The organism is Vibrio sp. Y20_XG_PY13, assembly GCF_024181925.1.
Taxonomy (GTDB): domain Bacteria; phylum Pseudomonadota; class Gammaproteobacteria; order Enterobacterales; family Vibrionaceae; genus Vibrio; species Vibrio parahaemolyticus.
Genome location: NZ_JAMZAL010000002.1, coordinates 30802 through 57752 on the forward strand (window position 1 = coordinate 30802; position 26951 = coordinate 57752).

Sequence of the window (26951 nt, forward strand, 5' to 3'; positions counted from 1 at the left end):
TAACCATCAAAAAGCTCCGTTTTTTTATAGAAAGACTTGTATTCTGATACCACAACCCATACAAATAGCTTATATCGTGATACCAGTTAAAGGGTTTGAGACCTGTAAACTGGTATTTTTGTAGTTCGACATACAAGGATTTATGGACATGTCTCAAGCTCCCCAGGCGAAATATCGTAAAGATTATCAAGCGCCATCCCACACAATTACTGATATTGATCTTACGTTTGATCTTTACGACAACGACACCATCGTTACTGCACTATCAAAAGTAGTTCAAAAGGGTGAATCAACGACTCTAGAACTGGATGGTGAAGGGTTAGAGCTTCGTTCAGTTAAGGTGAACGGCGAAGATTGGGCGCATCATGAAGTAAAAGAGGCGTCCCTAGTACTGTCTGACTTACCTGCTGAGTTTGAACTTGAAATCATCACTAAAATTGATCCTGAAGCCAATACCGCACTTGAAGGTCTGTACAAATCTGGTGGTGCATTCTGTACACAGTGTGAAGCAGAAGGCTTCCGCCGCATCACGTATTACTTAGATCGCCCAGACGTACTGGCAAAATACACAACCAAAGTCATTGCAGATAAAGCAACATATCCATACTTGCTCAGCAATGGTAACCGTATTGCACAAGGCGAAGCAGAGAACGGTCGTCATTGGGTGCAATGGCAAGATCCACATCCAAAACCAGCTTATCTATTTGCGCTTGTCGCTGGTGACTTTGATGTTCTTCGCGATAAATACACCACAATGTCTGGTCGCAACGTTGACCTAGAAATCTTTGTCGATAAAGGCAACTTAGACCGAGCGGGTCACGCGATGACATCGCTAATCAACTCAATGAAGTGGGACGAAGAACGCTTTGGTCTAGAATACGACCTCGATATTTATATGATCGTGGCGGTTGATTTCTTCAACATGGGCGCAATGGAAAACAAAGGCCTAAATATCTTTAACTCTAAGTTTGTTCTGGCGAATGACCAAACGGCGACAGACCGAGATTACTTGGGTATTGAAGCTGTGATTGGCCATGAATACTTCCATAACTGGACAGGCAACCGCGTGACTTGCCGCGATTGGTTCCAGCTGAGCCTAAAAGAAGGTTTGACGGTGTTCCGTGATCAAGAGTTTTCTTCTGACTTAGGTTCACGTGCGGTAAATCGAATCGACAATGTGCGCATTATTCGTGGCCCTCAGTTTGCTGAAGATGCAAGCCCAATGTCACACCCAATTCGTCCTGACAAAGTTATTGAAATGAATAACTTTTATACGTTGACCGTTTATGAAAAGGGCAGTGAAGTGATTCGTATGTACCACACTTTGCTTGGCGAGGAAGGCTTCCAAAAAGGTATGAAGCTTTACTTTGAGCGTCACGACGGTACAGCGGCAACATGTGAAGACTTCGTTTCTGCAATGGAAGATGCAACGGGCGTTGACCTTAAGCAATTCCGTCTATGGTATAGCCAATCTGGTACGCCAACACTTCGTGTAAACAGCGAATACAACGCTGAAGCCAAAACTTACGCGCTAACAGTTGAGCAATTTACAGAAGCAACGCAAGACCAAGCAGAAAAACAAGCACTGCACATTCCATTCGATATCGAGCTTTATGATTCGAAAGGTCAGGTTATCCCACTGATCATTAACGGAGAATCAGTTCACAATGTTTTGGACATCAAGCAAGATAAACAAACATTTGTGTTCGAGAATGTCGCAGAGCAACCAGTGCCTTCATTGTTACGCGAGTTCTCTGCGCCAGTTAAATTGGAATACGATTACAGCGACGCTGAACTGATCTTCCTAATGAAGCACGCAACCAACGATTTTGCTCGTTGGGATGCAAGCCAAATGCTATTAGCGAAGTACATTCGACAAAATGTCACCAATGTCCAAACGGGCAGTGAGGTTCAACTTTCAGAAGATCTTATCGATGCATTCCGCGGCGTATTATTGGATGAAAACTTAGAGCCTGCATTTATCGCTCAAGTCTTCTCATTGCCATCTATCAATGAAATCACAGGCTGGTACAAACAGATTGATGTAGATGCAGTTGATACGGTTTTAAATAGCATTACAGTGTCACTTTCTGCCGCATTGGAAGATGAACTAAGTGCCACTTACCACACGCTAAAACAAGCCGAATACACCATCGACCATGCAGCAATCGGCAAACGTGCTTTGCGTAATCAATGTCTTCAGTTCTTAGCTCATACAGACAAAGGTAACACGTTAGTTAAAGCGCAGTATGAAGCTGCCAATAACATGACCGATACCATTGCAGCTATGAGTGCAGCGAATAGTGCTCAACTGGAATGTCGTGAAGAGCTGATGGCTGATTACAGCGATAAGTGGAAACATGACGGTTTAGTTATGGATAAATGGTTTGCACTGCAGGGGACTAACCCAGCAGAAGATGTACTTGAAAAAGTGAAAGCAACCATGAATCACGAAGCGTTCAGCTTGAAGAACCCGAACCGCACGCGCAGCTTAATTGGCTCGTTCTTGGCTGCAAACCCAGTTCGTTTCCACGACAAATCGGGTTCTGGTTACCAATTTGCCGGTGAAATTCTTCGTCAGTTGAACGACTCCAACCCTCAAGTTGCATCTCGCATGATTGATCCTCTGCTGAAGTTCCGTAAATACGATGAAGCTCGCCAAGCGATGATTCGTGCAGAACTTGAAAAACTAAAAGCAATGGATAACCTTGCCAAAGATCTGTTTGAAAAAGTGACTAAAGCACTAGACGAATAGTCGCCAAAATAATAGGGTGGTCGCAATGACCACCCTAATTGTATCTACTGCAACGTTTCTAGTTCATGAAGCACTATTACTTTACGCTGAATATTCCTTATCAAAAATTTCTGTCCCATTACTCGGGAGCCGCAAGTTCCGTTCAAGTCATAACAAACAACGGCTTAAGGCTACAACTTCCTGCAGCCAAATTTAGACCATTTCTTAGCCAATTAGGAGTGAGAGGGCGATTTAGGCTAACAACTGACCAAAATAACAAGTTTCTAAAGTTAGAAACTCTGTGATGCTTTGTATTTGCAGAGAGTTAAATAGGAATCTTAGTCACAGAATCAGACATTTCACCTCCTACCACAGCGAATAGTTGTTAAACATTTGTAATTATGCTTTTACAATGAGTGCATGCATTACCTATGCTTAGTTTCTAGGGTAACAACCCTGTTACTAAGTCCCCCTACAAAACAACAATTCTAATGTGGAGTGTGAATATGACCGCGCGTGAAAATGTAGTGCCGGTTCTGCTTGAAAAGGTTTACCAACTGATTCAAGACAAACTCGAGCTTTCTCACCAAACGCTTGTAACCAAACTTGCTCAACACTTATTTAGTAACATTGCTGATGATGACTTGATTCAGCGAAACGAATCCGACCTCTATGGTGCTGTTGTCAGCCTCTGGCACCACATAAACGAAAAAAAACCAGAAGATATCTCGGTCCGCGTGTTTAACCCGACCGTAAGTCGTCAAGGCTGGCAATCCACACATACAATCGTAGAAGTTGTTGTTCCAGATAGTCCATTCTTAGTGGATTCAATCAAGATGGCGCTAGCGCGCTTAGATCTTGTTTGCCATTTAATGCTCAATAATCCAACTCAGCTAGAGCGTGATAAAAAAGGTCAAGTAACAGAAGTGAACGGTGAGGGTGGTGTTCTTCAATCACTATTCCACATCGAAGTTGACCGCCTAACAAGTAAAGAAGAGATGCAAGCTCTTAAAGAAGAGTTATTGAACATCCTGTCTGATACACGCTTAGTCGTTAATGACTGGCAGCCAATGGTCGACAAACTCAAGATCGTTACAGATGATCTTGAAAAAAACAAAGATCGTGTTTCGATGAAAACCGATCGTTTGGATGAAACCATCGCATTTTTACGTTGGCTTGGTGATCATAACTTTACCTTTATGGGTTACAAAGATTATGACTTAGCGGAAATAAACGGTGATACGGAACTACGACCAGCAAAAGAAAAAGGCCTAGGTCTGTTTGCTGATGAAAAGCGCATTCGCAGCGTTAAGTTGTCTGAATTGTCTGATTCTGCAAGACTAGAAGCGAAAAAACCTTACGCTTTGATCATTACGAAAGGCAATCAAGCGTCTCGTATCCACCGTCCTGCTTACACTGACTACATCGGCATCAAAAAGTTTGATGAAAATGGCAAAGTAATTGGCGAGCACCGCTTCACTGGTTTGTACACATCCGCGGTATACAACCAAGCTGTTCACAGCATTCCTCTAATTCGAGAAAAAGTAGATCGTATCTTAGAAGCAAGTGGTTACCGCCGCGGCTCATACTCCTACAAAGCGCTGCATAATATTCTTGAAAACTACCCACGTGATGAACTGCTACAAGCGAACGAAGAAGATTTGCTTGAAGTCGGCATGGGCGTAGTACAAATGCAAGACCGTGACTTGCTACGTTTGTTCGTACGCAAAGACCCGTTCGGTCGTTTCTTCAGCTGCATGGTGTACGTAACGAAAGACCGTTACAACACAGAACTCCGCCGCCAAACTCAACGCATTCTTAAGCAGTATTTTGGCTGTGAACAAGAAGTTGAATTCACGACGTTCTTCTCTGAAAGCCCATTGGCAAGAACGCATTACATTGTTCGTGTAGACAATAACAACATTGATGTAGACGTGAAAAAAATCGAGCAGAATTTAATGGAAGTTTCTACCTCTTGGGACGACAGATTAAAAGAGTCGATCATTGCTAACTTTGGTGAAAGCAAAGGTCTACCACTATCGAAAGAGTACATGAGCGCGTTCCCTCGTTCATACAAAGAAGACATGATGCCTGGTTCTGCAGTGGCAGACATTGAGCGCCTTGAAGCACTGAGTGACGACAACAAACTTGGCATGCTTTTCTACCGTCCGCAGGAAGTTGCAACGGACTCGAAAGCGGTTCGCTTAAAACTTTACCATCGTGACGAGCCAATCCATCTATCAGACGTAATGCCAATGTTGGAAAACTTGGGTCTACGCGTGATTGGTGAATCTCCTTACGAGATCGAGAAAAACAATGGCCAGATATTCTGGATCCTAGATTTCTCAATGCTGCATAAGAGCGAAAAAACCGTTGATCTTCGCGAAGCTCGTGATCGTTTCCAACAAGCATTTGCAGCGATTTGGGCAGGGGATCTAGAAAGTGACGGTTTCAACCGTTTGGTACTGGGTGCTTCGTTATCTGGTCGTGAAATCTCGATTCTACGTGCTTACGCGCGCTACATGCGTCAAGTTGGTTTCCCATTCAGCCAACAATACATTGAAGATACACTAAGCCATTACCCTGATTTAGCTACTGGCTTGGTTAACCTATTTGCTAAACGTTTCGATCCAAAACATAAAGGCAGCGAAAAAGGCCAAAGTGATCTGATTAAGAAGCTGACTGAACAACTGGATCGTGTAGAAAGCCTAGATGATGATCGTATTATTCGTCGTTACATGGATATGATCATGGTAACGCTGCGTACTAACTACTACCAGTTGGACGAAAACAAGCAGTCGAAGCCTTGGCTATCTTTGAAGATGAAACCAAGCGAAATCCCAGAGATTCCTCAGCCAGTTCCTGCTTTTGAGATTTTCGTCTACGCGCCAGACATTGAGGGTGTTCACCTTCGTGGCGGTAAAGTTGCACGTGGTGGCTTACGTTGGTCAGATCGTCAAGAAGATTTCCGTACAGAAATTCTTGGTCTTGTAAAAGCTCAGCAAGTTAAGAACACCGTTATTGTTCCAGTTGGGGCGAAAGGTGGTTTCGTTTGTAAGCGTCAACCGTCTCTGACCACGCGTGATGAAATCTTTGCAGAAGGTCAACGCTGCTATAAACAGTTCATTCGCGCGTTGCTTGATGTTTCTGACAACATCATTGAAGGCGAGGTGATTCCACCACAAAACGTAATTCGTCACGATGAAGATGACCCATACCTAGTGGTTGCTGCCGACAAAGGCACGGCGACATTCTCTGACTTGGCGAACTCAGTCTCAGCAGAATACAACTTCTGGCTTGGCGATGCGTTTGCTTCAGGTGGTTCAAACGGTTACGACCACAAAGCAATGGGTATCACTGCAAAAGGTGGTTGGGAATCAGTTAAACGTCATTTCCGTGAAATGGGCATCAACTGTCAAACGACTGACTTTACCGCAATCGGTGTAGGCGATATGGCTGGTGATGTGTTTGGTAACGGTATGCTGCTATCTAAGCACATTCGTTTACAAGCTGCGTTTAACCACATGCACATCTTTATTGATCCAAACCCAGATTCAGCCACCAGCTGGGAAGAGCGTAACCGCTTGTTTAATCTTCCAAGATCAAGTTGGGAAGATTACAACGCCGAGTTGATCTCGCAAGGTGGTGGCGTGTTCTCACGTCGTGCGAAATCGATCCAACTAACGCCTGAAATCCAAAAAATGTTGGGTACCAAGAAGGCATCCGTAGCACCAAACGATCTGATTAAAATGATCCTAAAAATGAAAGTGGATCTACTTTGGAACGGTGGTATCGGTACTTACGTTAAAGCTTCGACTGAAACACATACAGACGTTGGTGATCGCGCAAATGACCTGCTTCGTATTGATGGTCGTGAGCTGCGCGCAAAAGTGGTTGGTGAAGGTGGTAACTTAGGTATGACACAGCTTGGTCGTATCGAGTACGCACTAAACGGTGGTCGAGTTAACACCGACTTTGTTGACAATGTTGGCGGTGTAGACTGCTCGGATAACGAAGTAAACATTAAGATCTTTTTGAACGGACTGGTTTCAAATGGCGATCTTACCGTTAAACAACGCAACCAAATTCTTGAATCTATGGAAGAAGAGGTTGGTGAAATCGTTCTGGATGACGCATACCGTCAATCTGAGTCCATTTCAGTGACAGAGCAACAAGGCGTTGGCATCGTTAAAGAACAGATTCGTTTCATCCACACAATGGAAAAAGCAGGGTACTTGGACCGTGCACTTGAGTACATTCCTGATGATGAAACGTTGCTTGAACGCGAAAAACAGGGCCTAGGTCTTACTCGTCCTGAGCTATCGGTGCTTGTCGCTTACGGCAAAATGGTTCTGAAACAGCAACTCGTGACGGATGACATTGCAAATGATGAATTCCATGCGAAACAGCTGGTTGAGTACTTCCCAAGTGAGTTACGCCGTAACTATAAAGATCAAATGGTTAACCATCCGCTACGTGCAGAAATTATCGCGACTGCGCTAGCAAACCAAATGGTTAACGAAATGGGCTGTAACTTCGTCACTCGTCTTCAAGAAGAAACGGGCGCAAGTGTTGTTGATATTGCAAATGCTTATAGTGCAGCTCGTGAAATATTTGATCTTGCTGAAATTCTTAAGCAAACTCGCGCGTTAGACAACGTTGCAACGGCAGATGCACAGTACGAGATCATGTTCTACGTACGCCGCGCACTACGTCGTATTGCTCGTTGGTTACTGCGTAATCGCAGCGGTAAATCTACCGTTGGTGAGTTGATTGCAATCTACAAACAAGATGTGAATGTCATTACTGAAACTCTTGATAGCATGCTGGTTGAATCTGAAGTGGAAGAGCACAATGAGTTGGCTCAAACATGGATGGAGCGTGGGGTAGAAGAAAAACTGGCCCATCAAGTAGCACGTCTATCGAGCCTTCAATCGGCACTGGATATTTCATCGGTTGCAAGTGAAACTGGTAAAACGGTTGAACAAGCATCGAAGCTATACTTCAACCTTGGCGATCGCTTGTCGTTGCACTGGTTCTTGAAACAAATCAATAGCCAAGCTGTCGACAACAACTGGCAAGCTCTAGCTCGCGCGGCATTCCGTGAAGACCTAGATTGGCAACAACGTCAGTTGACAGCGCAAGTTCTTAACTGTGCGTGTGCAAACGAAGATCTTGATGTAATGCAAGCGCTTGAAGAGTGGATGGAAGCAAACGAACAATCACTTCATCGTTGGGAAAGCATCCTTAATGAGTTCAAAGTCGGTTCTGTACATGAATTTGCCAAATTCTCGGTAGCTCTTCGTGAACTGGTACTGCTTAATTTGAATTGCTCTTCAAACGAGTAGGTGAGTTAACTTATTAGAAAAAGCCTCGTAAATGCGAGGCTTTTTTGTATCCGCAAACACCAAATTCCGGTCATTAACGTGACATTGTAACTAAATTTTAAAACTTAACTTCTGCTGAAATCGATTACTTTTCCATTGGAAACTGAATATTTCAATGCAGCAAAAAAACGCTAATTCTTTGTTTTTATGAAAAAACTTCTAAATCAAGATGCAATTTTACTTAATTCGTTCATTTTCATTGAATTACAATAAAAAACAGTAAATAATATTGACCCGTTTACACGGGGCTTTTTTCTTTCGGAGGCACAATGCTTTACCGTCTAGCCAGAACTGGCTTTTTCCAACTTGATGCCGAAAAGGCACATGATCTTGCAATCAAGAACTTCCAACGCTTTAACGGCACACCACTCGATCTTTTCTATCGTCAGCAATTACCTAACCGTCCAGTAGAATGCATGGGGTTAACATTCCGTAACCCAGTGGGTCTTGCTGCTGGTTTGGATAAAAACGGGGAATGTATTGAAGCATTCGATGCGATGGGATTTGGCTTTGTTGAAGTTGGCACAGTGACTCCTCGTCCTCAGCCAGGTAATGACAAACCGCGTTTGTTCCGCTTGGTTGAAGCCGAAGGCATCATCAACCGAATGGGCTTTAACAACTTAGGTGTGGATCATCTGGTTGAGAATGTGAAAAAAGCAAAGTTCAACTGTGTTCTTGGTATCAACATTGGTAAAAACAAAGATACACCAATCGAGAACGGGGCAGAGGACTACTTGATTTGTATGGAGAAAGTGTACGAATACGCTGGTTACATCGCTGTAAACATTTCTTCTCCAAACACTCCGGGGCTTCGCTCTCTACAATACGGTGAAGCACTCGACGAGTTACTATCAGAGCTTAAAGTGAAACAATCAGAGCTTGCAGAAAAACACGGCAAGTACGTTCCACTAGCACTTAAGATTGCCCCTGATTTGAGCGATGATGAAATCACTCAGATTTGTGAATCACTACTGAAAAACAATATCGATGGTGTTATTGCAACAAACACTACACTGGATCGAACAGTAGTTGAAGGTATGAAACACGCAAATGAAGCGGGTGGTTTAAGCGGTCGTCCGGTGCAATCTCGTTCAACAGAAGTTGTTCGCAAATTGCACGAAGCATTGGGTGACAAACTTCCTATCATCGGTGTTGGCGGCATTGACTCTTATGTTGCTGCAAAAGAGAAAATGATGGCAGGCGCTCAACTCGTACAAGTTTACACTGGCTTTATCTACCATGGTCCTGGCCTAGTACGCGATATTGTTAAAAATCTGTAGCACTCATCAAATAAATCGCTGAGAATTCAACGCTTATTTCAGAAAAAAGAGGAACTCGTTTCCTCTTTTTTTTTGTCCGTTCGTTTGTAAAATTTAAAAAATCATGAGTAGGTAATTAAGCGTCTTACCTCTTTACCATTGATTCACTAGTCAAGAGAGAACGGAATAATGCTTAAACCCAGCGACAAATGGAATTGGTATTTTGACGAGCACAAAGCTTGCTTAATGCTGGATCTGGGGGAGGAAATGATTTTCCAAACCAATCTATCCCGTAAGCTGTTGGTCAACTGTGCCTTCTCAAAAAACGAATTTACAGTCGACGATGCTAGTGCGTTTCAAACGTTTAATGAACGCATTCGCTGTCTCGATATCAATGAGTACCGTCAGGCCGAGCTAACACTTTACTGTGTAGCTGCGAAACGCTTCCATAAACCAGTCCAGCCTAAGAGTTGGTTCTTCGATGCTCAATCAACAGGGCACGAACCAGAAGAAGGGGACATGGTATTTCTATCTAACCGCTATTCTGAAGGGGTTTTCATCGTTTTAGAACCTGGCGAAGCTTCAAGCTTATGCGCGTATGTCGGTCAAGAAGAGTTCATTCTGGATGGCCATAAAACGCTGCAGTTTGGACAACCAATAAAAGTTATGCACGACAGAATGGTTTGTGCGAATCATTTATTTGTCATGGCTCCAATGGCTATGGTGGGTTAAACCTCTTTAAGTTTTCTTTATTTCGTTCCTTTGTTTGCCTTAATCGACCGCCTCAGGTCGATTTTTTTTATCCTTCTCCTTTCAAATACCTTTATTAATCGGCTGAAATCACTGCGTTGTTAAGCACATAACTATGAAGCTGGTCACTTTTATTCCACTTTTTTAATCTTAGCGATCACTAATATTAGGCAACTTATCGCCTAACATTCCCCCATTTCTTCCCCAATAGATGCAATTGGTAAGTAAATTACAACATAATTTTACTATTGGTATATACCAATTTTAAGGTAAATAAGTATTCACTTCTTCTTTAAGGTAAGGTTTTTGGTTAGCTAAAAGAATGGGAAAAGAAATGCTCAGCTCGAAATGTAGGAAGTTTCAGATCAAGTGATTGGTGATTGTTTGCTCTGGTGAAACTAAAAACGCCTTTAAAAACGAGGCATTGATCGTAAAGTCAGGTATAATTAAGGCCATTTTTTATTAACGAAAGAACACTATGAATCAATATCTCGCGGTAACTTCAAACGGCATGGAAAACCTGCTTGTTGAAGAACTGACTAAACTAGGCATTGAAAACGCGAAACCAGTACAGGCGGGCGTAAAATTTAAAGCCACGAATGAGCAAATCTATCGTTGTTGTTTGTGGAGCCGCTTGGCATCACGATTTGTACGTGTTTTATCTGAATTCACTTGTAACGACGACATGGATCTATACCTATCTACTTCGTCAATTAACTGGGTGAATCAATTCCACAGTTCTAAGCGTTTCGTTGTGGACTTTAACGGTACCAACCGCGAGATCCGCAACAGTCAGTACGGCGCGATGAAAGTAAAAGATGGCATCGTTGATTGCTTTGAGAAGAAAGGCTTACCTCGACCAAACATCAGCAAAGAACGTCCTGATATTCGCGTTCATGTTCGCCTTCACAAAGATAAAGCTATCTTAGGTGTTGATATGGTAGGCAGTGGCCTTCATCAACGTGGCTACCGTCCGGAATCTGGCCGAGCACCACTTCGCGAAACATTAGCAGCGGCGATCATTATGCGTTGTGGTTGGGACGGTCATCAGCCACTTCTCGATCCAATGTGTGGTTCTGGTACGTTGCTGATTGAAGCGGCAATGATGGCTGCAAATATGGCTCCTGGTGTAAAACGAAAGCAATGGTGCTTTGAATCACTTGAAGACTTTGAGCCAGATACATGGGCTGAAATCAAATCAGAAGCAAACGTTCAGGCTAGACGCGGCGTCAAGAAAGTTGACGCTAAGTTTTTTGGCTTCGATAACGACCCTAAAGTGATCAAAGTTGCACAAGAGAACGCTCGCAGAGCAGGGGTTGAGGAACTGATTGAGTTTGCTCAAGGCGATGCGGCAACTATTACGCGACCTGCAGGTTTTGAAAATGGTGTGATTGTATCTAACCCACCTTACGGCGAACGTTTGGGTACAGAGCCAGGTCTGATTGCGCTTTACACCGCGTTTGGTGGCCAATTGAAAGCAGAATTTGGTGGCTGCAAAGCGTCTATTTTCTCTAGTTCAGATGAGTTGCTGAGCTGTCTTCGCATGCGTGCAGATAAGCAATTCAAATTAAACAATGGTGCGTTACCGTGTCACCAAAAAAACTACAGCATCGCAGAACGTAGTGCCGATGAAGTAAAAGGTGCAGATACCAATACTCAAATCGCTCCTGATTTTTCAAACCGTTTGAAGAAAAACATTGGCAAAATTGGCAAATGGGCTCGTAAAGAAAAATTAGATTGCTACCGCATCTATGACGCAGACCTTCCTGAATATAACGTAGCGATTGACGTATATGGCGATCAAATCGTGATTCAAGAATACGCAGCACCTAAAAATATCCCTGAAGAGAAAGCGAAACGCCGTTTGACGGATATCATTCGTGCAACGATTCAAGTGACAGGCGTAGAAGCGAACAAAGTTGTCCTTAAAGTTCGTGAAAAGCAGAAAGGTCGCAGCCAATATCAAAAGTTGGGTCAGGTATCTGAAACGTTAGAGGTGAACGAGTACGGCGTGAAGCTGATCGTGAATTTGCACGACTATCTTGATACGGGACTATTCCTAGATCATAAGATCACACGTCGTCGCTTAGGCGAAATGGCTCAAGGCAAAGATTTTTTGAACCTATTTGCTTACACAGGTAGTGCAACAGTACACGCGGCAGTTGGCGGAGCTCGTTCAACAACGACAGTAGACATGTCAAACACTTACCTGAACTGGGCAAAAGACAATATGCAGTTGAATGGTTGTATTGGACGCCAACATCGCTTTGAGCAAGCTGATTGTCTGCAGTGGCTTGAAAATGCAAAAGGCGAATACGACCTTATCTTTATTGATCCACCGACGTTTTCAAACTCAAAACGTATGGAAACGTCATTCGACGTGCAACGTGACCATATCAAGCTAATGACGAACTTGAAACGTTTGTTACGAGCAGGCGGTACGATTGTGTTCTCGAACAATAAACGTCACTTTAAGATGGATGAAGAAGGGTTGGCTGAGCTAGGACTAAAAGCTCAGAATATTTCATCGCAAACTCTGCCTTTGGATTTTTCTCGAAACAAACACATCCATAACTGCTGGCTAGTGACACACGCAGAGTAAAGAAACGATTGAGTATAAGGACGTATAAGTGCTGACATTGTATAGCACAGAGGGGTGCCATCTTTGTGAGATGGCATTTGCTCTAGTAAGCCAGGTCGGCCTGGCGGAACAAGCAGATATTATCGATATCGCATTCGATGATGAACTGTTTTCTCGTTACGGCGTAACGATTCCCGTATTAAAATATCAAGATTCTGAGTTGAACTGGCCGTTCGATTTAGATGAACTCAAAAATTGGTTGGAAAATAATGGCATTACTTACCATTCATAACGCGCAACTTGCTTTCGGTGATCATCCGCTATTAGACCGCGCAGAGTTTGCTTTGCAGGAAAATGAGCGTGTTTGTTTAGTCGGGCGAAACGGTGCCGGTAAGTCAACGTTGATGAAAGTACTTGCTGGCGATATCTTACTGGACGACGGCAAAATTCAAATAACACAAGACGTTGTTGTTTCTCGTTTGGAGCAAGATCCACCGCGCAACCAAGAAGGTACTGTTTATGAGTATGTCTCTGGCGGCTTAGCGGAAATTGGCGAACAGCTTAAGATCTACCATGATCTTCTTGATCTTGTTGCGCAAGACCCAAGCGAAAAGAACATCAACCGCTTAGCAAAAACTCAAGAACAATTGGATCATTCAAATGCGTGGCGTTTTGATGACCGAGTTAAAAACGTACTTAGTGCCCTAAAGTTAAGTCCAGACACATTACTTCGTGACTTATCTGGCGGCTGGCAACGCAAGGCGGCATTAGCTCGCGCTCTAGTTTGTGACCCTGATGTATTACTACTTGACGAACCAACCAACCATTTGGACGTCACAACCATTGAATGGCTAGAGAACTTCCTGAAAGATTTCAAAGGCTCGATTATCTTCATTTCCCACGACCGCGCATTCATTAAATCTATGGCGACCCGCATTGTCGACTTAGACCGCGGGCAACTTTCCTCTTTCCCTGGTGATTACGACAATTACTTGCTTGAGAAAGAAGAGATGCTTCGTGTTGAAGATATGCAAAACGCTGAGTTCGACAAGAAACTGGCTCAAGAAGAAGTGTGGATTCGCCAAGGTATTAAAGCGCGTCGTACTCGTAATGAAGGACGCGTACGAGCACTTAAGAAACTTCGTGAAGAGCGTCGCGACCGCAGAGAAGTGCAGGGTAAAGTTAATCTCAATATCGATGATGCGTCACGCTCAGGCAAAATCGTCTTTGAAGCAGAGAATGTGTCTTTTGCTTACGACGGTAAGCAAATTGTTGATAACTTCAGCTTCAACATCATGCGCGGCGATCGTATTGCCCTTATTGGTCCAAATGGTTGTGGTAAAAGTACCGTACTGAAGTTATTGCTTGGGCAACTAGAAGCTCAATCGGGTCGCTTACATTGTGGTACCAAGCTTGAAGTCGCTTACTTCGATCAATACCGAGAGATCCTCGATCCTGAGAAAACTGTTATCGACAACTTAGCGGACGGTAGGCAGGAAGTAATGGTAGGTGGTCGTCAGCGTCACGCTTTAAGCTATCTTCAAGATTTTCTGTTTGCACCAAAGCGCGCTCGCACGCCAGTTAAAGCCTTATCTGGCGGAGAAAAAAACCGATTGTTGCTCGCTCGTATCTTACTGAAACCTAATAACTTACTTATTCTTGATGAGCCAACCAACGATTTGGATATAGAAACGTTGGAACTTTTAGAAGAAATGCTTGCCAATTATCAGGGTACGTTACTGTTAGTAAGTCACGACCGTGAGTTTGTTGATAATACAGTAACGACTAGCTGGATTTTTGAAGGTGACGGTGTAATCGAAGAGTTCGTGGGTGGTTATCACGATGCGAAGCAGCAACGTGATCAAGCACTTGCCGTTCGTTTTTCGACGGAAAAACCAGCGAAAAAAGAGAAAGTGGTTGAGGAAACTCCCAAAACAACTCAACCTAAGAACAACTCTAAGAAGTTATCGTATAAGCTGCAAAGAGAATTAGAAGCTCTTCCAGCTAAGCTAGAACAGTTAGAATCGGATATTGAAACTCTGCAAGAACAAGTGAATGACCCTGAGTTTTTCGCTAAGCCAGTCGAGCAGACTCAACCGGTATTGGAACAACTTGCTGCTTTAGAGCAGGAGTTAGAAATCGCATTCGAGAGATGGGAAGAACTCGAAGCAATGCAACAGGATAGTTAAGAATTCAATGAATTGTAGTAACAAATTCAAGTTAACCGCTGTCGCTTTGATGGTGGGTACCGCAATGAACGCAAACGCAGCATTGTATCAAGTCATCGAAGTATCGCCAGAAGTGAACGGCGATGTTGTTGATTATCAAACCGCTTATGGTGTTGCCATTCAACAGGGTGATGTAATCGATGCGTCAACAGACTCTCCATTTGCCCTAGGTTGCTTTGATGCGACGGCAAACTGCACTCCAGAGCAATTTAAGCTTGCTATTGAAACTCGTACGACACCAATATCTGCAAGCCAAGAAGTTGATGGTAATAGCTACCGCGAAGAAATCCCTTTTGCGATGGATGCAGGGTTTTACTACATCCAAGAGTATAAGGACTTTGAGCGCTACTGTTTTAACCAACTTCGCTATTCTACCTGTGAATCATGGGCTTCAGTAAACTGGACTCCATGGAGTAAAGAGCTAAGTAGAGATTTCACCCCAAATGCTAAAGCATTTGTCGAAAATGACGGTAGTGCTTACGTAAACGAATACAACAATATCATCAATAGCCTAACAGCTGACGGTAAGGCTGTCGGTAACCAGAGTATCAAAGAAGACTCATCTTCTTTAAAAACGCGCAATACCATCGTAGCTCCCGTTCTTCCAAATATTGTTACTGGAGATAGCGAAGCGAGTGTAGTAGAAAGCCACGCATGGAATACGGATGGTGTATTTACGGTTGGAAGCGTATCCAGAACTGCAAGTAATACTAATGGCACTCACCATACCTCCAAAGCCGCTATTTGGGATCAAACTAAAGTTATCAGTGAAGTTCCTTGGCAAAGTGGGACGTCAAAAGACGGCGAAAGACTTGCTCAAGGGAGCATGCGTGATCTCGTAGTAGATGGTACGACCGTGTATGGTGTTGGTTACAACACATATGCCAATGATAATTATCTAAACGCGACCGTATTTGTTGGCAAGTTAGAATCGGAAACCTCCATTGCCAACGTCACCTGGGAAAGCAAAGTGGTTGCAGGAGCGAGACAAAAAGAGGGCGATGAAACAGTTCACCTCAACTCCCGACTTACTGATGTAAACTCAAACTTCGTAGCTATCGGTGAAGCAAAACGTTCCGGTGGGTATTTGATGCCAACGGGTTCTGCGCCAAATCGTTTGTTTATTGTTGATGATGTTCGCTCTGCATCTCTCAGTGCTATTTACCCAACGACGGGCATCTTCTTCAACGGTGCGGGCGGTAAAATGGGTGGTATCAACGCTTACAACGAAATTGTGGGTCAGTTAGATGCGGAATCTACCCGTGAAGATGATGGCAAACCTCGTCGTAAGCGTGGTTTCATTTATCCATACATCCAAGATGATGCAAACAATGTGAGAGCTGAAACACTGTTTGATGGTAAAGCGTGGTTCCTAGATACATTGACAAACGGTGGCGAATATTCAGAGGCAAATAACGCATTCCGTATTATTGATGCAACAGATATTAATGATGCAGGTGTAATATCGGCTACTGCTATGAAATGTGCAGGCGGGTATAACTCTACAGCGCATAACGCTTCTTGTAATGGTACTGAAGAAATTGTTGCAGTGAAATTAATGCCAATTCCTAACCAAACGAAAGAAGATATCATAGCGCGAAGCGTGGAATCAGACAGCGCTGAACGTCAAGGCGCAGGCCTTGGTTGGTTAGCTTTGACCATGCTTGGTTTGTTTGGGTTCCGTAGAAAATAGTCAGTAATTTTTAATTCAAGCAGAGGCTCACAGAATTAAGTCTCTGCTTTTTTTATGCCTTGAGAAATCGCGCAATTTGATCGATTCTTATAAGTGGAGTCATAAAAACTCCACCAAAGTTTCACAATAACAGCTGTACGTTAGTAAATGGACCTGTATGAGGAATTAACTATGAAGAGACAAAAGCGTGATCGCCTAGAACGAGCTCAATCTCAAGGCTATAAAGCTGGGTTGAATGGAAGGTCTCAAGAGGCTTGCCCGTATCAACAAGTAGACGCTCGGTCGTATTGGTTAGGTGGTTGGCGTGATGCCAGAGATGAAAAACAATCTGGTCTCTATAAATAACTCTCCACATACAACAGAAGGATTCGAAAGGGCTCGTAGAGAGCCTTTTCTCGTAATTACTAAGTATAAAAAAGCCCCAGATAGGGGCCTTAAAAATTTATAGAGAAGGGTAACTAGAAGCTCGAAGTATCTTGGAATAAGCCAACTTTAAGATCCTTCGCAACATAAATTTCTTTGCCGTCAACGCATACGCGGCCGTCTGCTAAACCCATCACTAGTTTACGGTTTACAACGCGCTTCATATGAATTTCGTACGTTACTTTCTTAGCAGTTGGCAGAATTTGGCCAGTAAACTTCACTTCACCAACGCCAAGAGCTCGACCTTTGCCTTTGCCGCCGACCCAACCTAAGAAGAAGCCCACTAGCTGCCACATGGCATCTAGACCGAGACAGCCTGGCATTACTGGGTCACCAGGGAAGTGACAATCAAAGAACCAAAGATCTGGAGTAATATCCAACTCTGCAAGAATTAAACCTTTACCAAAATCACCTTCTGTTTCAGACATTTTAGTAACTCGGTCCATCATTAGCATGTTTGGTGCAGGAAGTTGTGGGTAACCCGGACCAAAAAGCTCGCCTTGGCTAGAAGCAAGAAGATCATCACGGTTGTAAGAATCACGTTTGTTTTGCATTATCAATTACTCCAATTTTTGACAGATGCATGTTAGTGAACACGTGTACGCTAAACAACTCCGATCAGTACTAGACAAACCAGTTTTTGATGCGCTGCACAATTCCTTCTGGATGCTCATGTCTTTCAAAATTTTCAATACGTTCGGCGATCTTGCCGATGACGCTATCATCTTCGCCTCTGAATGATTTGCCCATTAGAATTGGTATTGCTTCATCAACGGTAGAAACCGACCAAATATGGAACTCACCATTCTTAATGCTTTCTATGACATCTTTATGTAAAGCAAGGTGCTTCAAGTTCGATTTAGGCATAATAACGCCTTGATGACCAGTGAAGCCTTGGTGTTTACAAACTTGATAAAAACCTTCGATCTTCTCATTTAAACCGCCTACTGCTTGTACTCGACCAAATTGGTCCACCGCGCCAGTCACCGCGATTTGTTGATTAACCGGTGATTCAGACAGTGCACTTACCAAACAACATAACTCTGCCAATGAAGCACTATCACCATCCACTTCACTATAGGACTGCTCGAAAACAATAGACGCAGAGTAAGGCAGTGGCTCATCCAAATTCAAAGCAGAGCTTAGAAATGCTTGCATGATCATCATGCCTTTCGCATGAAGATTTCCTCCAAGTTCAGCTTTGCGCTCAACATCGGAAATGTCACCATCTCCAAAGTGAATAACACATGAAATTCGCGCTGGCTCGCCATAAGAGACAGGATGCCCGGCCATATCAATAACCGTGAGTCCGTTAATTTGGCCGACTTGTTCACCAGTAGTCTCAATGATGACCTGACCATCAAGAATGTCATAAACTGCACGTTGAGGAAGGTAAGACTCTCGATAATATTTATCGTCGATGGCTTTATCTATCGCCACATAATCAATGATATTTTGATCGCTAAACTGAGCAGCTAGGCTAAGTAGTTGGCAATGCCACATCACACCTAAAGGCAAATAATGTTGGTCCTCAGTTAAACGCATGCCTGCTAATAGTAACCGTTGAAAAGCACCTTCATCCAACGATGGGAAACCGTACTCCGAACAAATCCAATTCACCAAACCTACATACAACTCTAAGTTACTTGCAGATAAGTGGATATCTTCTTCAACTTCGGTATACATCGTTAGGCCGGTTGAAAAATCTTCGTCAACATACTCAAGGTCGGCCAATTGATTACGATCGCCAGTAACAATAATCTTAACGTCAAATTCTTTTTCATCGGCCGTTAAAATAGGTAGTCGAGTAGGGCTTACATTCAAGGGTTTTACTGGCTTTCCTTGAATGGCAGACTTAATGCTCGGCCAATATCCGGGATTCGCCAAAATGAGGTTCGCTGGTAAAATCAAATACCCGCCGTTAGCCTTGGAAAGTAATCCAGCTTCAACTACAACATCGCCTTTTAAATCAACACTGTAGCGATCAAACAAGAGCTTTGCGTCCAAAGACTCTGTCATTATTGTAGGCTCTAAACCATCAGTGACCACGTCACAAATAAACTTACGATAAACCGTATTATCTGCACAGTTTATTACCAAAACTCGAGTCAAGCCTTTGATTTTTTTGAATCGTTCAACAGTAGCGAGGAGTCTTGGTTGAAGTTCTACGAACTTCTTCTTAGGTAGAGAGGAGGCAGATTTTAAAATGTCTTCGTACTGTTCGAACGAAGGAGTCACGTCTTTCCAATTAAGTTGATTCATTTAATTTCATCATTATTCAATATTGCGGTCATTATAACGAAAGGGCTCTGAACTCCCTAGTGCCAATTGGTGTAGTTGTAAATGTAAATAACTCGTTGAGTATCATTTGGACAAATGAGTGATCAACATCGATACTTCAAAGAGTTTTCATTGATGAATAACTATAACTGGGTTACGCTGTCACCAGGTTAGCTTTATGAGTCAGAAAGAATGAAATATCAGCAACTTGAAAATTTAGAATGTGGATGGAAGTGGAAGTATCTAATCAAAAAATGGAAAGATGGTGAAGCGATTACCAGACATATTGATACAAGTGAAGCTGATGCAGCTGTCGCCGAGTTACGACGCATAGAGCACGAACCTACATTAGTGCTAGCTTGGATTGAAAAACACATGTCTGAAGAGCTAGAGAACAAACTCAAGCAGGCAATTCGCGCAAAACGAAAGCGCCACTTCAACTCAGAACAAGTTCACACCAAAAAGAAATCGATCGATCTTGATTACCGTGTTTGGGAAAAATTATCTAATCGAGCCAATGAACTGGGGTGTACGCTGTCTGATGCCATTGAATATCTACTTTCAGAAGCCTCAAGAAGTGAAAAAGCAAGCCAGAAAGTTACGTCCATCAAAGAAGACTTGAGTAAGCTACTATCCAGCTAAGGAGTGTTAGATGCTATATGTGATATTAATTGCTGCAATCGTCATATTCTGGTTGATCGCCGTGGATAGACCCGTGTTAAAAGTGAGTTTTGATGACGGCCACTTGAGCAAGGTAAAAGGGCATATACCTCCATCTTTTAAACATAACTTACAAGATATTGGCGAACATGATCCATTTACTGGTGAACTCAAAGTGTACAACCAACGCTCCGGAATGAGGCTGGTCTTTTCTAAAGACGTACCAAAGAAAGTTCAACAACGAATTCGAAATGTTTTTCCTCATCAAGGTTTCAAAGCCAATAAAGGCAAGAAACAAGCTTAGCCGACATATCAATTACTTATCTACGTTAAACGGGACGCAAAATTGCGTCCCGTTTTAGCATTTGACGCATAAAAAATTACAATCAGTCCATTTATCGAAAATGGACTTACGAATGCGATACGTTGTCACTTTATTTTTATTATTGTTACCCACAACATCAACATTGGCCGATGATTCAGAAACAAATCCAGTGGCTAAGAAAATCAAATCGACGCTACAAAAGAAAGTCGATAAGCAGTTCGACCAATATGATGGTTATTGCGATTTAATGATTGAAATGGAACATAAAGGAAAAGTAGCAATAGTAAAACGAGTTACTGGAAGCGGAGATACAACAGTTTGCCGTTTTGCTCGTTCAAACTTAAAAACCGGTAAGCGATATCGTTACAAATATCCTGAAAAATATATCCGCATACATATAACAACTGGTTCGTGAACCTTCAGTTTAAAGTAAGCAAGACCGAGTTACCGCAAATCAATTGGTTTTCTATAATCCGTAGATAGAAGTAGCATGGGAATGAATTGCCAAAAAATTTGATATACTTGGATTGTCAAGCATTTCAATAACTTGTGCTGAATTGGCCTTGGTGATTGCAAGTCCTAAAGAATCACTATATCAGTACGCATTATGGGCGCTTATGTTGAATGCGATTGCATATGCGTATCCTATAAAATGTCTCTCTTTTGAGGGACAATTCAATGAAGTATCACGAAATGACTAAAAACTATATTTTTCGTGAATTTGAATGTGGTTTAACCGTCGAAGAAGCTGCCAAACTTTGTTTAAAAACTGTGAGGACGGTCAAAGAATGGGATAAGGGGAAATCCATTCCGCCAGAGTGTAAACGCTTAATGAGGATGAATAAGGGCAGGGAACTGAGCAGTTGTGAAGATTGGGAAAACTTCGTAATGAGGCATGATCGATTAGAGCTTCCAACAGGACAGTTGGTTACTGCGCAACAAATATTGATTGGGGTTGCTTTACTTGAGTTAGGTGCATCGAATGATATAAAAGTTGCTCACCAAATATTGAAGTATGCAAGAGTACTAAAGAAAATCGTGTAATTTATTTAAGGCTCCAACAGGAGCCTTATTTTTCTATTCAACCTCTAATGACTCTGGCCAGATAAAGTAAGGGCCAAAACGTTTACTGTACTTGAACTCACCACCCAACGATTTCCCTTCTTCGGTTAAAGAATGTTTTCCATCATCAAAAGATAAGTAGCCCTTGTTTACACACATCTGAAGGAAGTCATCTGTTTTAATTTTGTGCTTCTTGGCTAGCTTGGATGAAGTCAGTTTGGCTTGTTCTGGTTGTGAATCTTCACTTTTAGCAGGATCATTGACAGATGATGTAATCTTCTCTAACGAAATGCGAACCTCATCGCTAATACGAATAATACGTTGCGCTTCCTCATAGGAATCTTTGTAGACATTCGGGTCTTCGTCACGATCAATGAAGATACCCATTTCGTTATTGTTTACTTGGCTGAACTCATAGAGGTTTAAACTTGTAATGATACAGGCACTTTCATTCATGTAGCACTTTGCATGGAGGTTTTTACAAAAGCTGGTGCGCACAAAGGAGAGACCTTTCAGCCAGTTAATCTCATCAGGTTGTAGTTCGCTTTTACCATAGACAATTCTAATGTCGATTTTTAATCGGTCTTTGTCTTCCAAAAGCTCTCGAATGCGATCATTAAGCTTGAGGAAAGGGCTAATAAGAATCAGCCTTTCCGATGCGTTCTTGATAAGTTCTTCGAGATAGTAGTTTGTAGCACTTGTATTTAAAAACTTAGCCATTTCATATCCTTGACATATAAAACCTAGCGCACACAGGCTACGATTAAGAGCTAATGGGATCAAGATAAAATAAGTAGAAAAATGCCAAGTGTTGGAAGTTCCTCTCGAAGCGCTTGTTGCGTGTATAGCAAAGACTAAGATTTGTTATCCATTTAAGTAAGATGATCTAAATTTTGCGATTACATCATCTAAGTCACCACCACCAACATGTTGAGCATATTCAAATGCTTTTTGCCAGAACTGTCGATTTCCTTTAGGTATATTTTTATGCCTCTTTACGATATAGAAACAGCTCATTTGATTGTTATCATCTATATAATTAAGCGAAAAAGTACTATCTGTAGGTAATGGCGAACTTTTAGTTAGTTCCTCTGTGGCAATACAACCCATGTTATATGCTTGTCTTTCATCAAATAACCAAGGACTCCATATGGACAAAATATAAAATACATCTTCTATAGAAAAATTAATTTCACTACCTCTGATTCGATAAATTTCTTCAATATCAGTAGAGCCTAGAATCATCGCGTCTCGCCATTCATCCCTGCTACCCTCATGAAACTCTTTGCCATCGCATTCAATAGCAGTTTTTCTCCCTTTACCATCAGTTACTACGAAATCTAATCTGAATGTTCCGCAGATTGTTTTAACCACAACCTGAGAGTCCATTTCTAATTCTTGCTTTAAGTACTTTGAAGCAAACTTGGCGAATGTGTCTTCAATCGGCGAATCATATGGTGGGTCGTAAAAAATGGTCAAAACACTCTCCTTATAAATGGGGGGATAATCTAATGATTTTCTGTGATCTTTTATGAAACTATCTTAAGGTCTAAATCATTACAACCTAGATAGTTTCAATAACATAATTTACTTGCATAATAACCAAGTAAATTATTGGATTCTAACGATCCATCAAAACTGTTGAGGCTTGGTGGAATTTACCCCCGTAATACAGATTCGGGGGTTTGACCTCCCGCCGCACGTCGCGCAATCGTCCTAGCCCGTCCTCACTTGCTCCGCGCGTCCGTCGGAGAGAACCCAGAAAAGAAGAATAAGCATTGCTCGACACTCGCAAAGCTTTGGCGTTGTGAGTATGCAGCGTTCCAGTAGGTTAACGCGCCTTTGGTGTGGCTAGTCTCTGCAAGGCTGGTCTAGCAGGAAGGAGGGCGGCAGCATCCAAGTGGCTTTGGGCTGCTAACCGCGCCGATTAAGTGATGAGGCTAGGTTTTGCTAAGGTGGGCGGCTTGGTGCCTCGTCGTCGCTCCGCAACTCCTTATCCCTGCGGGGCTGGCACCGTGCCTTTAATTGAAGTAGTCGACCAGTTTGCCTAGGAGGTATCTGGAAAGGTCATACACGAGCACTACTATGACTGCATTCACTATCGAGAGATGATCAAACAACTCGATGATTTCAACGAGCTGTCCATGCGTTACGTATTCATTCATTAGGTTTCGTCTCCACTAAACAAACCGCCAACGGGTTTGAGTTCAATATCTTGCTCTTGCCGTTGTACATATTGCTCATACGGCGAACACGTGACATAGAAATTGGATGCACCGCGAGACAGCTGGACGAGGCAATCGTCCAGATATTCCATCTTGACGCCCAACTTATTTAGGAATCCGTCATCGAGGTAAGTCACACCGCGCGGTGTGACAACCTCAAAATGCACGTTGACGTGTATCGAGGTGGCTTTGTGCCAACGCTCCACCGCAGAGACATAGATGCTTTCTGAGTTCGCCAGTGGGAACCAAGCCGGAACAGTGCCTACGTCATGATAAGACTCATTCCCGCAACCAGAACCCGTACAGCCAGAACCACTAGAACCCATGACAGAACCAGGCGAACCACTTTGACCAGGACGTGCTTGACCTTGCGAAGTCGAAACGCCACTTTGCTGCGAAGTTTGATGAAGCTGCGTTCCTTCCGCAGTTGTCGTCTCAGAATCAGAAACCATACCAATAAGCGCATAAACTAAGTACCCAAATGAAAGCACGACCAGTGCCATAGCTGCTAAGAATTTCGGATTAAGAAAGATGTTCTTTCCAAGTCCCGATTTGGTGATTTGCCCCGTGACGGTCGAGGCGTAGAGTAGGTGGACATCAAGCGGCACCTTGAGGTTATAAACCACATCGTCTTTGCTTGGTTTGGTGACCGTTCGAGTCGGGTCATGTTCCAAGATGCGCGGTTTGCGGTTGGAAAAGAAGATCCCATCTTTTCCCTTATGTTGCTTGGCCAACTCCGCAACACCTTTTAACTCTTTCGGGATTTGAGCAAAGTCAGGCGTAAGCAACACAATGTCCCAGTTGTAGTGCCGGTGCTCCATAAAGGCGTTGTTAAAGTTCTCGGGATAGATGATGCGTCCTTGCTCATCAAAACGTGTGCGTTGGCAATCGTCTATCTCGCCATTGTCCAAACTGGATGTATCAATCGTTAGCCAACGAGAGTGAAACAGCTCGGAAAATCCTTCCGGTAAGTGAGGCTCAAAGTCAGTGAAAGGGCGCTTGTGTATGTTCGCCATTTTGAAACCTGCATTGACCGAGAAGATTTGCTGACACTCATCAATGAGGATGAACGCCCCAATGGGCGCCCAACAGAAAAAGTATTTCCAAAGCTCGAAGCCTTCAGGATTGCGAGAGCTAATGCGAATGAGCCGAGCTGTATCAGGAAACTTCTCACCAAGGCGTTGTTCAATCACTTCAAGTGGCTGCATGCCATGAATGTTGGTAATGCAAATTCGACCTTCACGCAGTGCAGGCAGTAAGTCAAACCACACGGCGCAAGCCGATTTGTAAGAGCCACCGTGACCGTATCGAAATGAAGTAGCCATTCAATCACCAGTTAAAGAAACGCATAACTAAAGACGTAGCGAACGCATCAAAGATGACACGTAATCCAGAGGTGACGCCGTATTCGGTCAAGATATAACGGACGTCAGAAGGAAGCGCATTAAAGCGGTCTTCGACAAGCGTATAGACGCCATATTCTTCGAGCAGCAGCTGCGCAATCTTGAGTGCAATTTGTATCGAGGCAATCTTGATATCGAGCCATACTGAGATAAGCCACATCGCACCATATTCAAATGCGTTCTTTATCCATTCAATCGCCACATCAAAGAAGTCGAGAAAGGTTTGCCCAATGTTGGCAATAAACTCTAATGCTGAGTAGATGTATTCCATGTTATTTACTCCGATTACCAAACAGAACCCAAAGGGCGATTAAGGCACAAATGAACAGCACGACAGGGCGCACGTAGCCCGATACCGCATCAAAACGCTGTAGTCCTGATTCAACGGTTGCGCCTTTGATATTGAAAGACTTGTCACTCAATGTGCCGTTATTGAAGTTGGTGCCGATAGTGATTAAGCCTTTGATGTCATCCACATAGCCTTGAATGGATTCGGCTTTTTCATCTATCGTGGTTTGCAGGTTGGCAAAGTCTTCTGCCGTGAAGATTTCGCCAGTGATAGCGGTACCCGTAGGTGTACCAAACTCTGAGCCAGTCAATAGACCCTCAATCGCATTTAAGCTGCTATCGAGTTCGCCCACAGAATCACCAAGCCCTTTTAAATCGTCACGAATACCAATAGTGGCGTTGGTATTGTTGTTCACCGCCGTAGTGATATCGCCGTTGGCCTGTTGGATGAGTGCCTTGGTGTTGTTATAAATTTTGTTGTCATTGATTTGCTGCTCTTGAATGGCTTGGGTGTTATCGACCAAAGAGCCTTTCACATCAATAACCGCGTTGGTGATATCAGCGTGTGACTGGTTGATATCGACGTTAAGATCATGAATGCCTTTGTTCACATCCACGTTAAGCCCTTTAATAGCAGAAAGGACTGCCGTGTCTGTCGATTCATCCGTGTCAGGGTCTTCTACGTCCGGTTTATCATCAACGACACCGGGATTGACCGTGTTGGTTGAATCATCGGGTAGGACACTTGGGTCTTCAATCTCGCCTGTTGGGTCGTCAGGGTCATGGGTTGGGTCTTCTGGCGTATCCGGTGGAATGATTGGCTCGTCTGGCCCATTCACGCCCCAGAAAAGTGTGCCACCTTCACACTGACGTCCAGTGTAAGCAAAGCGCAGAGAGCATTGAGAGTCGGGCGTGTACTGTCCATCAGGAACGCCAGTACAAATAATGGTGGATTCGTTTTTGGTCATTTCGCATCGAGTGGCACCGTAGTCACCGTAACACGCGCCCGTCACCAGTTCGCCGTAGACAGCAGGGTGCCAATACAATTTCACCGTATCGCCAATGGACTGTTTGAACTGACAAGCATCCATGCATGAGCCATCAGGATTCTCTCCATACTCACAAGCAGGAACGATGGGTTCACACGACACGACGTACTCGTCTTCTACTTTTTCATAGTCAGGTGGACATTGAGCTGAATTTTGAAAGAATCCGGCAGCATGATAAAGAGGCCAAGAAGCACTGGTTGTGTGACACATAATATCTACAACGTATTTGCCATGCCTCAAATAACAGGACTTAGTAGAAAAATCCTTGTAGTTAACAAACTTATTCTCATAACAAGAGACATAAGAGGCAGGGTTAACTCTCATACCCAATAGCAACTTACAATCGGGATAAGCTGAAACGTCTGAAACCTTATAGGTTGGTTGAGCCGCGCTTGCATTAAGTGATAAGAACAAGCACGAAAACAAAAGTAAAAAGAGTGACTTATTCACATTTGCACCATTAAAAAAGGGAGCCGAAGCTCCCTTATCCGTTGATTAGTGAGTATTGATGCCACTCACAAAGCCGTGGAGGAATGCCCCCGCAAAGGCAACACCTAGAACGATAGCGAGAACATCTCCAAGTAAATTACCCGATAAAGGAGGC

22 protein-coding genes are annotated in these 26951 nt (G+C 43.2%); 15 read left to right on the top strand and 7 right to left on the bottom strand.

Translation table 11 applies throughout. The features are described from left to right. The first annotated feature begins 148 nt into the window (after nt 1–148). The 10 genes from pepN (at nt 149) to rmf (ending at nt 16977) form a co-directional block, all read left to right on the top strand. Nucleotides 149–2755: an aminopeptidase N gene (pepN, locus tag NL646_RS05340; protein ID WP_253663944.1), complete on the top strand. Its 2607-nt coding sequence runs from the start codon at nt 149–151 to the stop codon at nt 2753–2755. 65 nt (nt 2756–2820) lie between these two features. After that, the gene (locus NL646_RS05345; protein WP_077280458.1) at nt 2821–3039 is read left to right on the top strand and encodes a DUF2835 domain-containing protein; all 219 of its coding nucleotides are present in this window, start codon (nt 2821–2823) and stop codon (nt 3037–3039) included. A gap of 201 nt (nt 3040–3240) precedes the next feature. Then, a complete protein-coding gene (locus NL646_RS05350) occupies nt 3241–8082 on the top strand; it encodes an NAD-glutamate dehydrogenase (protein WP_253663945.1) in 4842 nt (1613 codons plus the stop codon). Between the two features lie 308 nt (nt 8083–8390). Continuing rightward, nucleotides 8391–9401: a quinone-dependent dihydroorotate dehydrogenase gene (pyrD, locus tag NL646_RS05355; RefSeq protein ID WP_253663946.1), complete on the top strand. Its 1011-nt coding sequence runs from the start codon at nt 8391–8393 to the stop codon at nt 9399–9401. A 168-nt stretch (nt 9402–9569) separates the two neighbouring features. Beyond that, nucleotides 9570–10112, top strand: a complete 543-nt coding sequence (locus NL646_RS05360) for a cell division protein ZapC (RefSeq protein WP_005494967.1) — start codon at nt 9570–9572, stop codon at nt 10110–10112. 496 nt (nt 10113–10608) lie between these two features. After that, nucleotides 10609–12732, top strand: coding sequence for a bifunctional 23S rRNA (guanine(2069)-N(7))-methyltransferase RlmK/23S rRNA (guanine(2445)-N(2))-methyltransferase RlmL (gene rlmKL / locus NL646_RS05365; RefSeq protein ID WP_230768193.1), 2124 nt, complete (start codon nt 10609–10611; stop codon nt 12730–12732). A gap of 28 nt (nt 12733–12760) precedes the next feature. Next, nucleotides 12761–13003, top strand: coding sequence for a glutaredoxin family protein (locus NL646_RS05370; protein WP_031792309.1), 243 nt, complete (start codon nt 12761–12763; stop codon nt 13001–13003). Then, nucleotides 12981–14900: an ABC transporter ATP-binding protein gene (locus NL646_RS05375; RefSeq protein WP_253663947.1), complete on the top strand. Its 1920-nt coding sequence runs from the start codon at nt 12981–12983 to the stop codon at nt 14898–14900. Before NL646_RS05370 ends, NL646_RS05375 begins: the two co-directional genes overlap by 23 nt. Before the next feature lie 7 nt (nt 14901–14907). Beyond that, nucleotides 14908–16632, top strand: a complete 1725-nt coding sequence (locus tag NL646_RS05380) for a DUF3466 family protein (RefSeq protein ID WP_140166409.1) — start codon at nt 14908–14910, stop codon at nt 16630–16632. Between the two features lie 171 nt (nt 16633–16803). Next, nucleotides 16804–16977 carry a ribosome modulation factor gene (gene rmf / locus NL646_RS05385; RefSeq protein ID WP_005494976.1) on the top strand — a complete coding sequence of 58 codons (174 nt, stop codon included), beginning with the start codon at nt 16804–16806 and terminating at the stop codon, nt 16975–16977. Nucleotides 16978–17090: 113 nt separating this feature from the next. On the opposite strand, the gene fabA is transcribed toward rmf, so the two are convergent. Further along, nucleotides 17091–17609, bottom strand: coding sequence for a bifunctional 3-hydroxydecanoyl-ACP dehydratase/trans-2-decenoyl-ACP isomerase (gene fabA, locus NL646_RS05390; protein ID WP_005390081.1), 519 nt, complete (start codon nt 17607–17609; stop codon nt 17091–17093). 70 nt (nt 17610–17679) lie between these two features. Next, on the bottom strand, nt 17680–19317 hold the full coding sequence (locus NL646_RS05395; RefSeq protein WP_025499821.1) for a Lon protease family protein: 1638 nt from the start codon (nt 19315–19317) through the stop codon (nt 17680–17682). Between the two features lie 210 nt (nt 19318–19527). Between NL646_RS05395 and matP the strand changes: the two genes are divergently transcribed. From matP to NL646_RS05415, 5 genes are all read left to right on the top strand, one after another. Further along, a complete protein-coding gene (gene matP, locus NL646_RS05400) occupies nt 19528–19977 on the top strand; it encodes a macrodomain Ter protein MatP (protein ID WP_253663948.1) in 450 nt (149 codons plus the stop codon). A 10-nt stretch (nt 19978–19987) separates the two neighbouring features. Continuing rightward, complete coding sequence (locus NL646_RS05405; protein ID WP_005494983.1) at nt 19988–20299, top strand: DUF3634 family protein; 312 nt, start codon at nt 19988–19990, stop codon at nt 20297–20299. A gap of 112 nt (nt 20300–20411) precedes the next feature. Beyond that, nucleotides 20412–20735, top strand: coding sequence for a hypothetical protein (locus NL646_RS05410; RefSeq protein WP_025517180.1), 324 nt, complete (start codon nt 20412–20414; stop codon nt 20733–20735). Between the two features lie 85 nt (nt 20736–20820). After that, nucleotides 20821–21021 carry a DUF3693 domain-containing protein gene (locus NL646_RS23350; RefSeq protein WP_322114523.1) on the top strand — a complete coding sequence of 67 codons (201 nt, stop codon included), beginning with the start codon at nt 20821–20823 and terminating at the stop codon, nt 21019–21021. Continuing rightward, nucleotides 20999–21364 carry a regulator gene (locus NL646_RS05415; protein ID WP_253663949.1) on the top strand — a complete coding sequence of 122 codons (366 nt, stop codon included), beginning with the start codon at nt 20999–21001 and terminating at the stop codon, nt 21362–21364. Before NL646_RS23350 ends, NL646_RS05415 begins: the two co-directional genes overlap by 23 nt. Before the next feature lie 33 nt (nt 21365–21397). Here NL646_RS05415 and NL646_RS05420 read toward each other — a convergent pair whose 3' ends face one another. The 5 genes from NL646_RS05420 to NL646_RS05440 form a co-directional block, all read right to left on the bottom strand. Beyond that, the gene (locus NL646_RS05420; protein WP_031419346.1) at nt 21398–22102 is read right to left on the bottom strand and encodes a phospholipase D family protein; all 705 of its coding nucleotides are present in this window, start codon (nt 22100–22102) and stop codon (nt 21398–21400) included. 144 nt (nt 22103–22246) lie between these two features. Next, nucleotides 22247–22861, bottom strand: a complete 615-nt coding sequence (locus NL646_RS05425; protein ID WP_031419348.1) for a hypothetical protein — start codon at nt 22859–22861, stop codon at nt 22247–22249. A gap of 685 nt (nt 22862–23546) precedes the next feature. Then, nucleotides 23547–24932, bottom strand: a complete 1386-nt coding sequence (locus NL646_RS05430) for a zonular occludens toxin domain-containing protein (RefSeq protein ID WP_253663950.1) — start codon at nt 24930–24932, stop codon at nt 23547–23549. 4 nt (nt 24933–24936) lie between these two features. Continuing rightward, complete coding sequence (locus NL646_RS05435) at nt 24937–25281, bottom strand: DUF2523 family protein (protein ID WP_005477634.1); 345 nt, start codon at nt 25279–25281, stop codon at nt 24937–24939. A 1-nt stretch (nt 25282) separates the two neighbouring features. Beyond that, nucleotides 25283–26797, bottom strand: coding sequence for a hypothetical protein (locus tag NL646_RS05440; protein WP_079857513.1), 1515 nt, complete (start codon nt 26795–26797; stop codon nt 25283–25285). Nucleotides 26798–26951 lie beyond the last annotated feature (154 nt).

Excerpts from the sequence above, each read along its gene's own strand:
- pepN (WP_253663944.1), top strand. The coding sequence starts at position 149 with ATGTCTCAAGCTCCCCAGGCGAAATATCGTAAAGATTATCAAGCGCCA.
- NL646_RS05345 (WP_077280458.1), top strand. The coding sequence starts at position 2,821 with ATGAAGCACTATTACTTTACGCTGAATATTCCTTATCAAAAATTTCTG.
- NL646_RS05350 (WP_253663945.1), top strand. The coding sequence starts at position 3,241 with ATGACCGCGCGTGAAAATGTAGTGCCGGTTCTGCTTGAAAAGGTTTAC.
- pyrD (WP_253663946.1), top strand. The coding sequence starts at position 8,391 with ATGCTTTACCGTCTAGCCAGAACTGGCTTTTTCCAACTTGATGCCGAA.
- NL646_RS05360 (WP_005494967.1), top strand. The coding sequence starts at position 9,570 with ATGCTTAAACCCAGCGACAAATGGAATTGGTATTTTGACGAGCACAAA.
- rlmKL (WP_230768193.1), top strand. The coding sequence starts at position 10,609 with ATGAATCAATATCTCGCGGTAACTTCAAACGGCATGGAAAACCTGCTT.
- NL646_RS05375 (WP_253663947.1), top strand. The coding sequence starts at position 12,981 with ATGGCATTACTTACCATTCATAACGCGCAACTTGCTTTCGGTGATCAT.
- NL646_RS05380 (WP_140166409.1), top strand. The coding sequence starts at position 14,908 with ATGAATTGTAGTAACAAATTCAAGTTAACCGCTGTCGCTTTGATGGTG.
- rmf (WP_005494976.1), top strand. The coding sequence starts at position 16,804 with ATGAAGAGACAAAAGCGTGATCGCCTAGAACGAGCTCAATCTCAAGGC.
- fabA (WP_005390081.1), bottom strand. The coding sequence starts at position 17,609 with ATGCAAAACAAACGTGATTCTTACAACCGTGATGATCTTCTTGCTTCT.
- NL646_RS05395 (WP_025499821.1), bottom strand. The coding sequence starts at position 19,317 with ATGAATCAACTTAATTGGAAAGACGTGACTCCTTCGTTCGAACAGTAC.
- matP (WP_253663948.1), top strand. The coding sequence starts at position 19,528 with ATGAAATATCAGCAACTTGAAAATTTAGAATGTGGATGGAAGTGGAAG.
- NL646_RS05405 (WP_005494983.1), top strand. The coding sequence starts at position 19,988 with ATGCTATATGTGATATTAATTGCTGCAATCGTCATATTCTGGTTGATC.
- NL646_RS05410 (WP_025517180.1), top strand. The coding sequence starts at position 20,412 with ATGCGATACGTTGTCACTTTATTTTTATTATTGTTACCCACAACATCA.
- NL646_RS05415 (WP_253663949.1), top strand. The coding sequence starts at position 20,999 with ATGAAGTATCACGAAATGACTAAAAACTATATTTTTCGTGAATTTGAA.
- NL646_RS05420 (WP_031419346.1), bottom strand. The coding sequence starts at position 22,102 with ATGGCTAAGTTTTTAAATACAAGTGCTACAAACTACTATCTCGAAGAA.
- NL646_RS05430 (WP_253663950.1), bottom strand. The coding sequence starts at position 24,932 with ATGGCTACTTCATTTCGATACGGTCACGGTGGCTCTTACAAATCGGCT.
- NL646_RS05435 (WP_005477634.1), bottom strand. The coding sequence starts at position 25,281 with ATGGAATACATCTACTCAGCATTAGAGTTTATTGCCAACATTGGGCAA.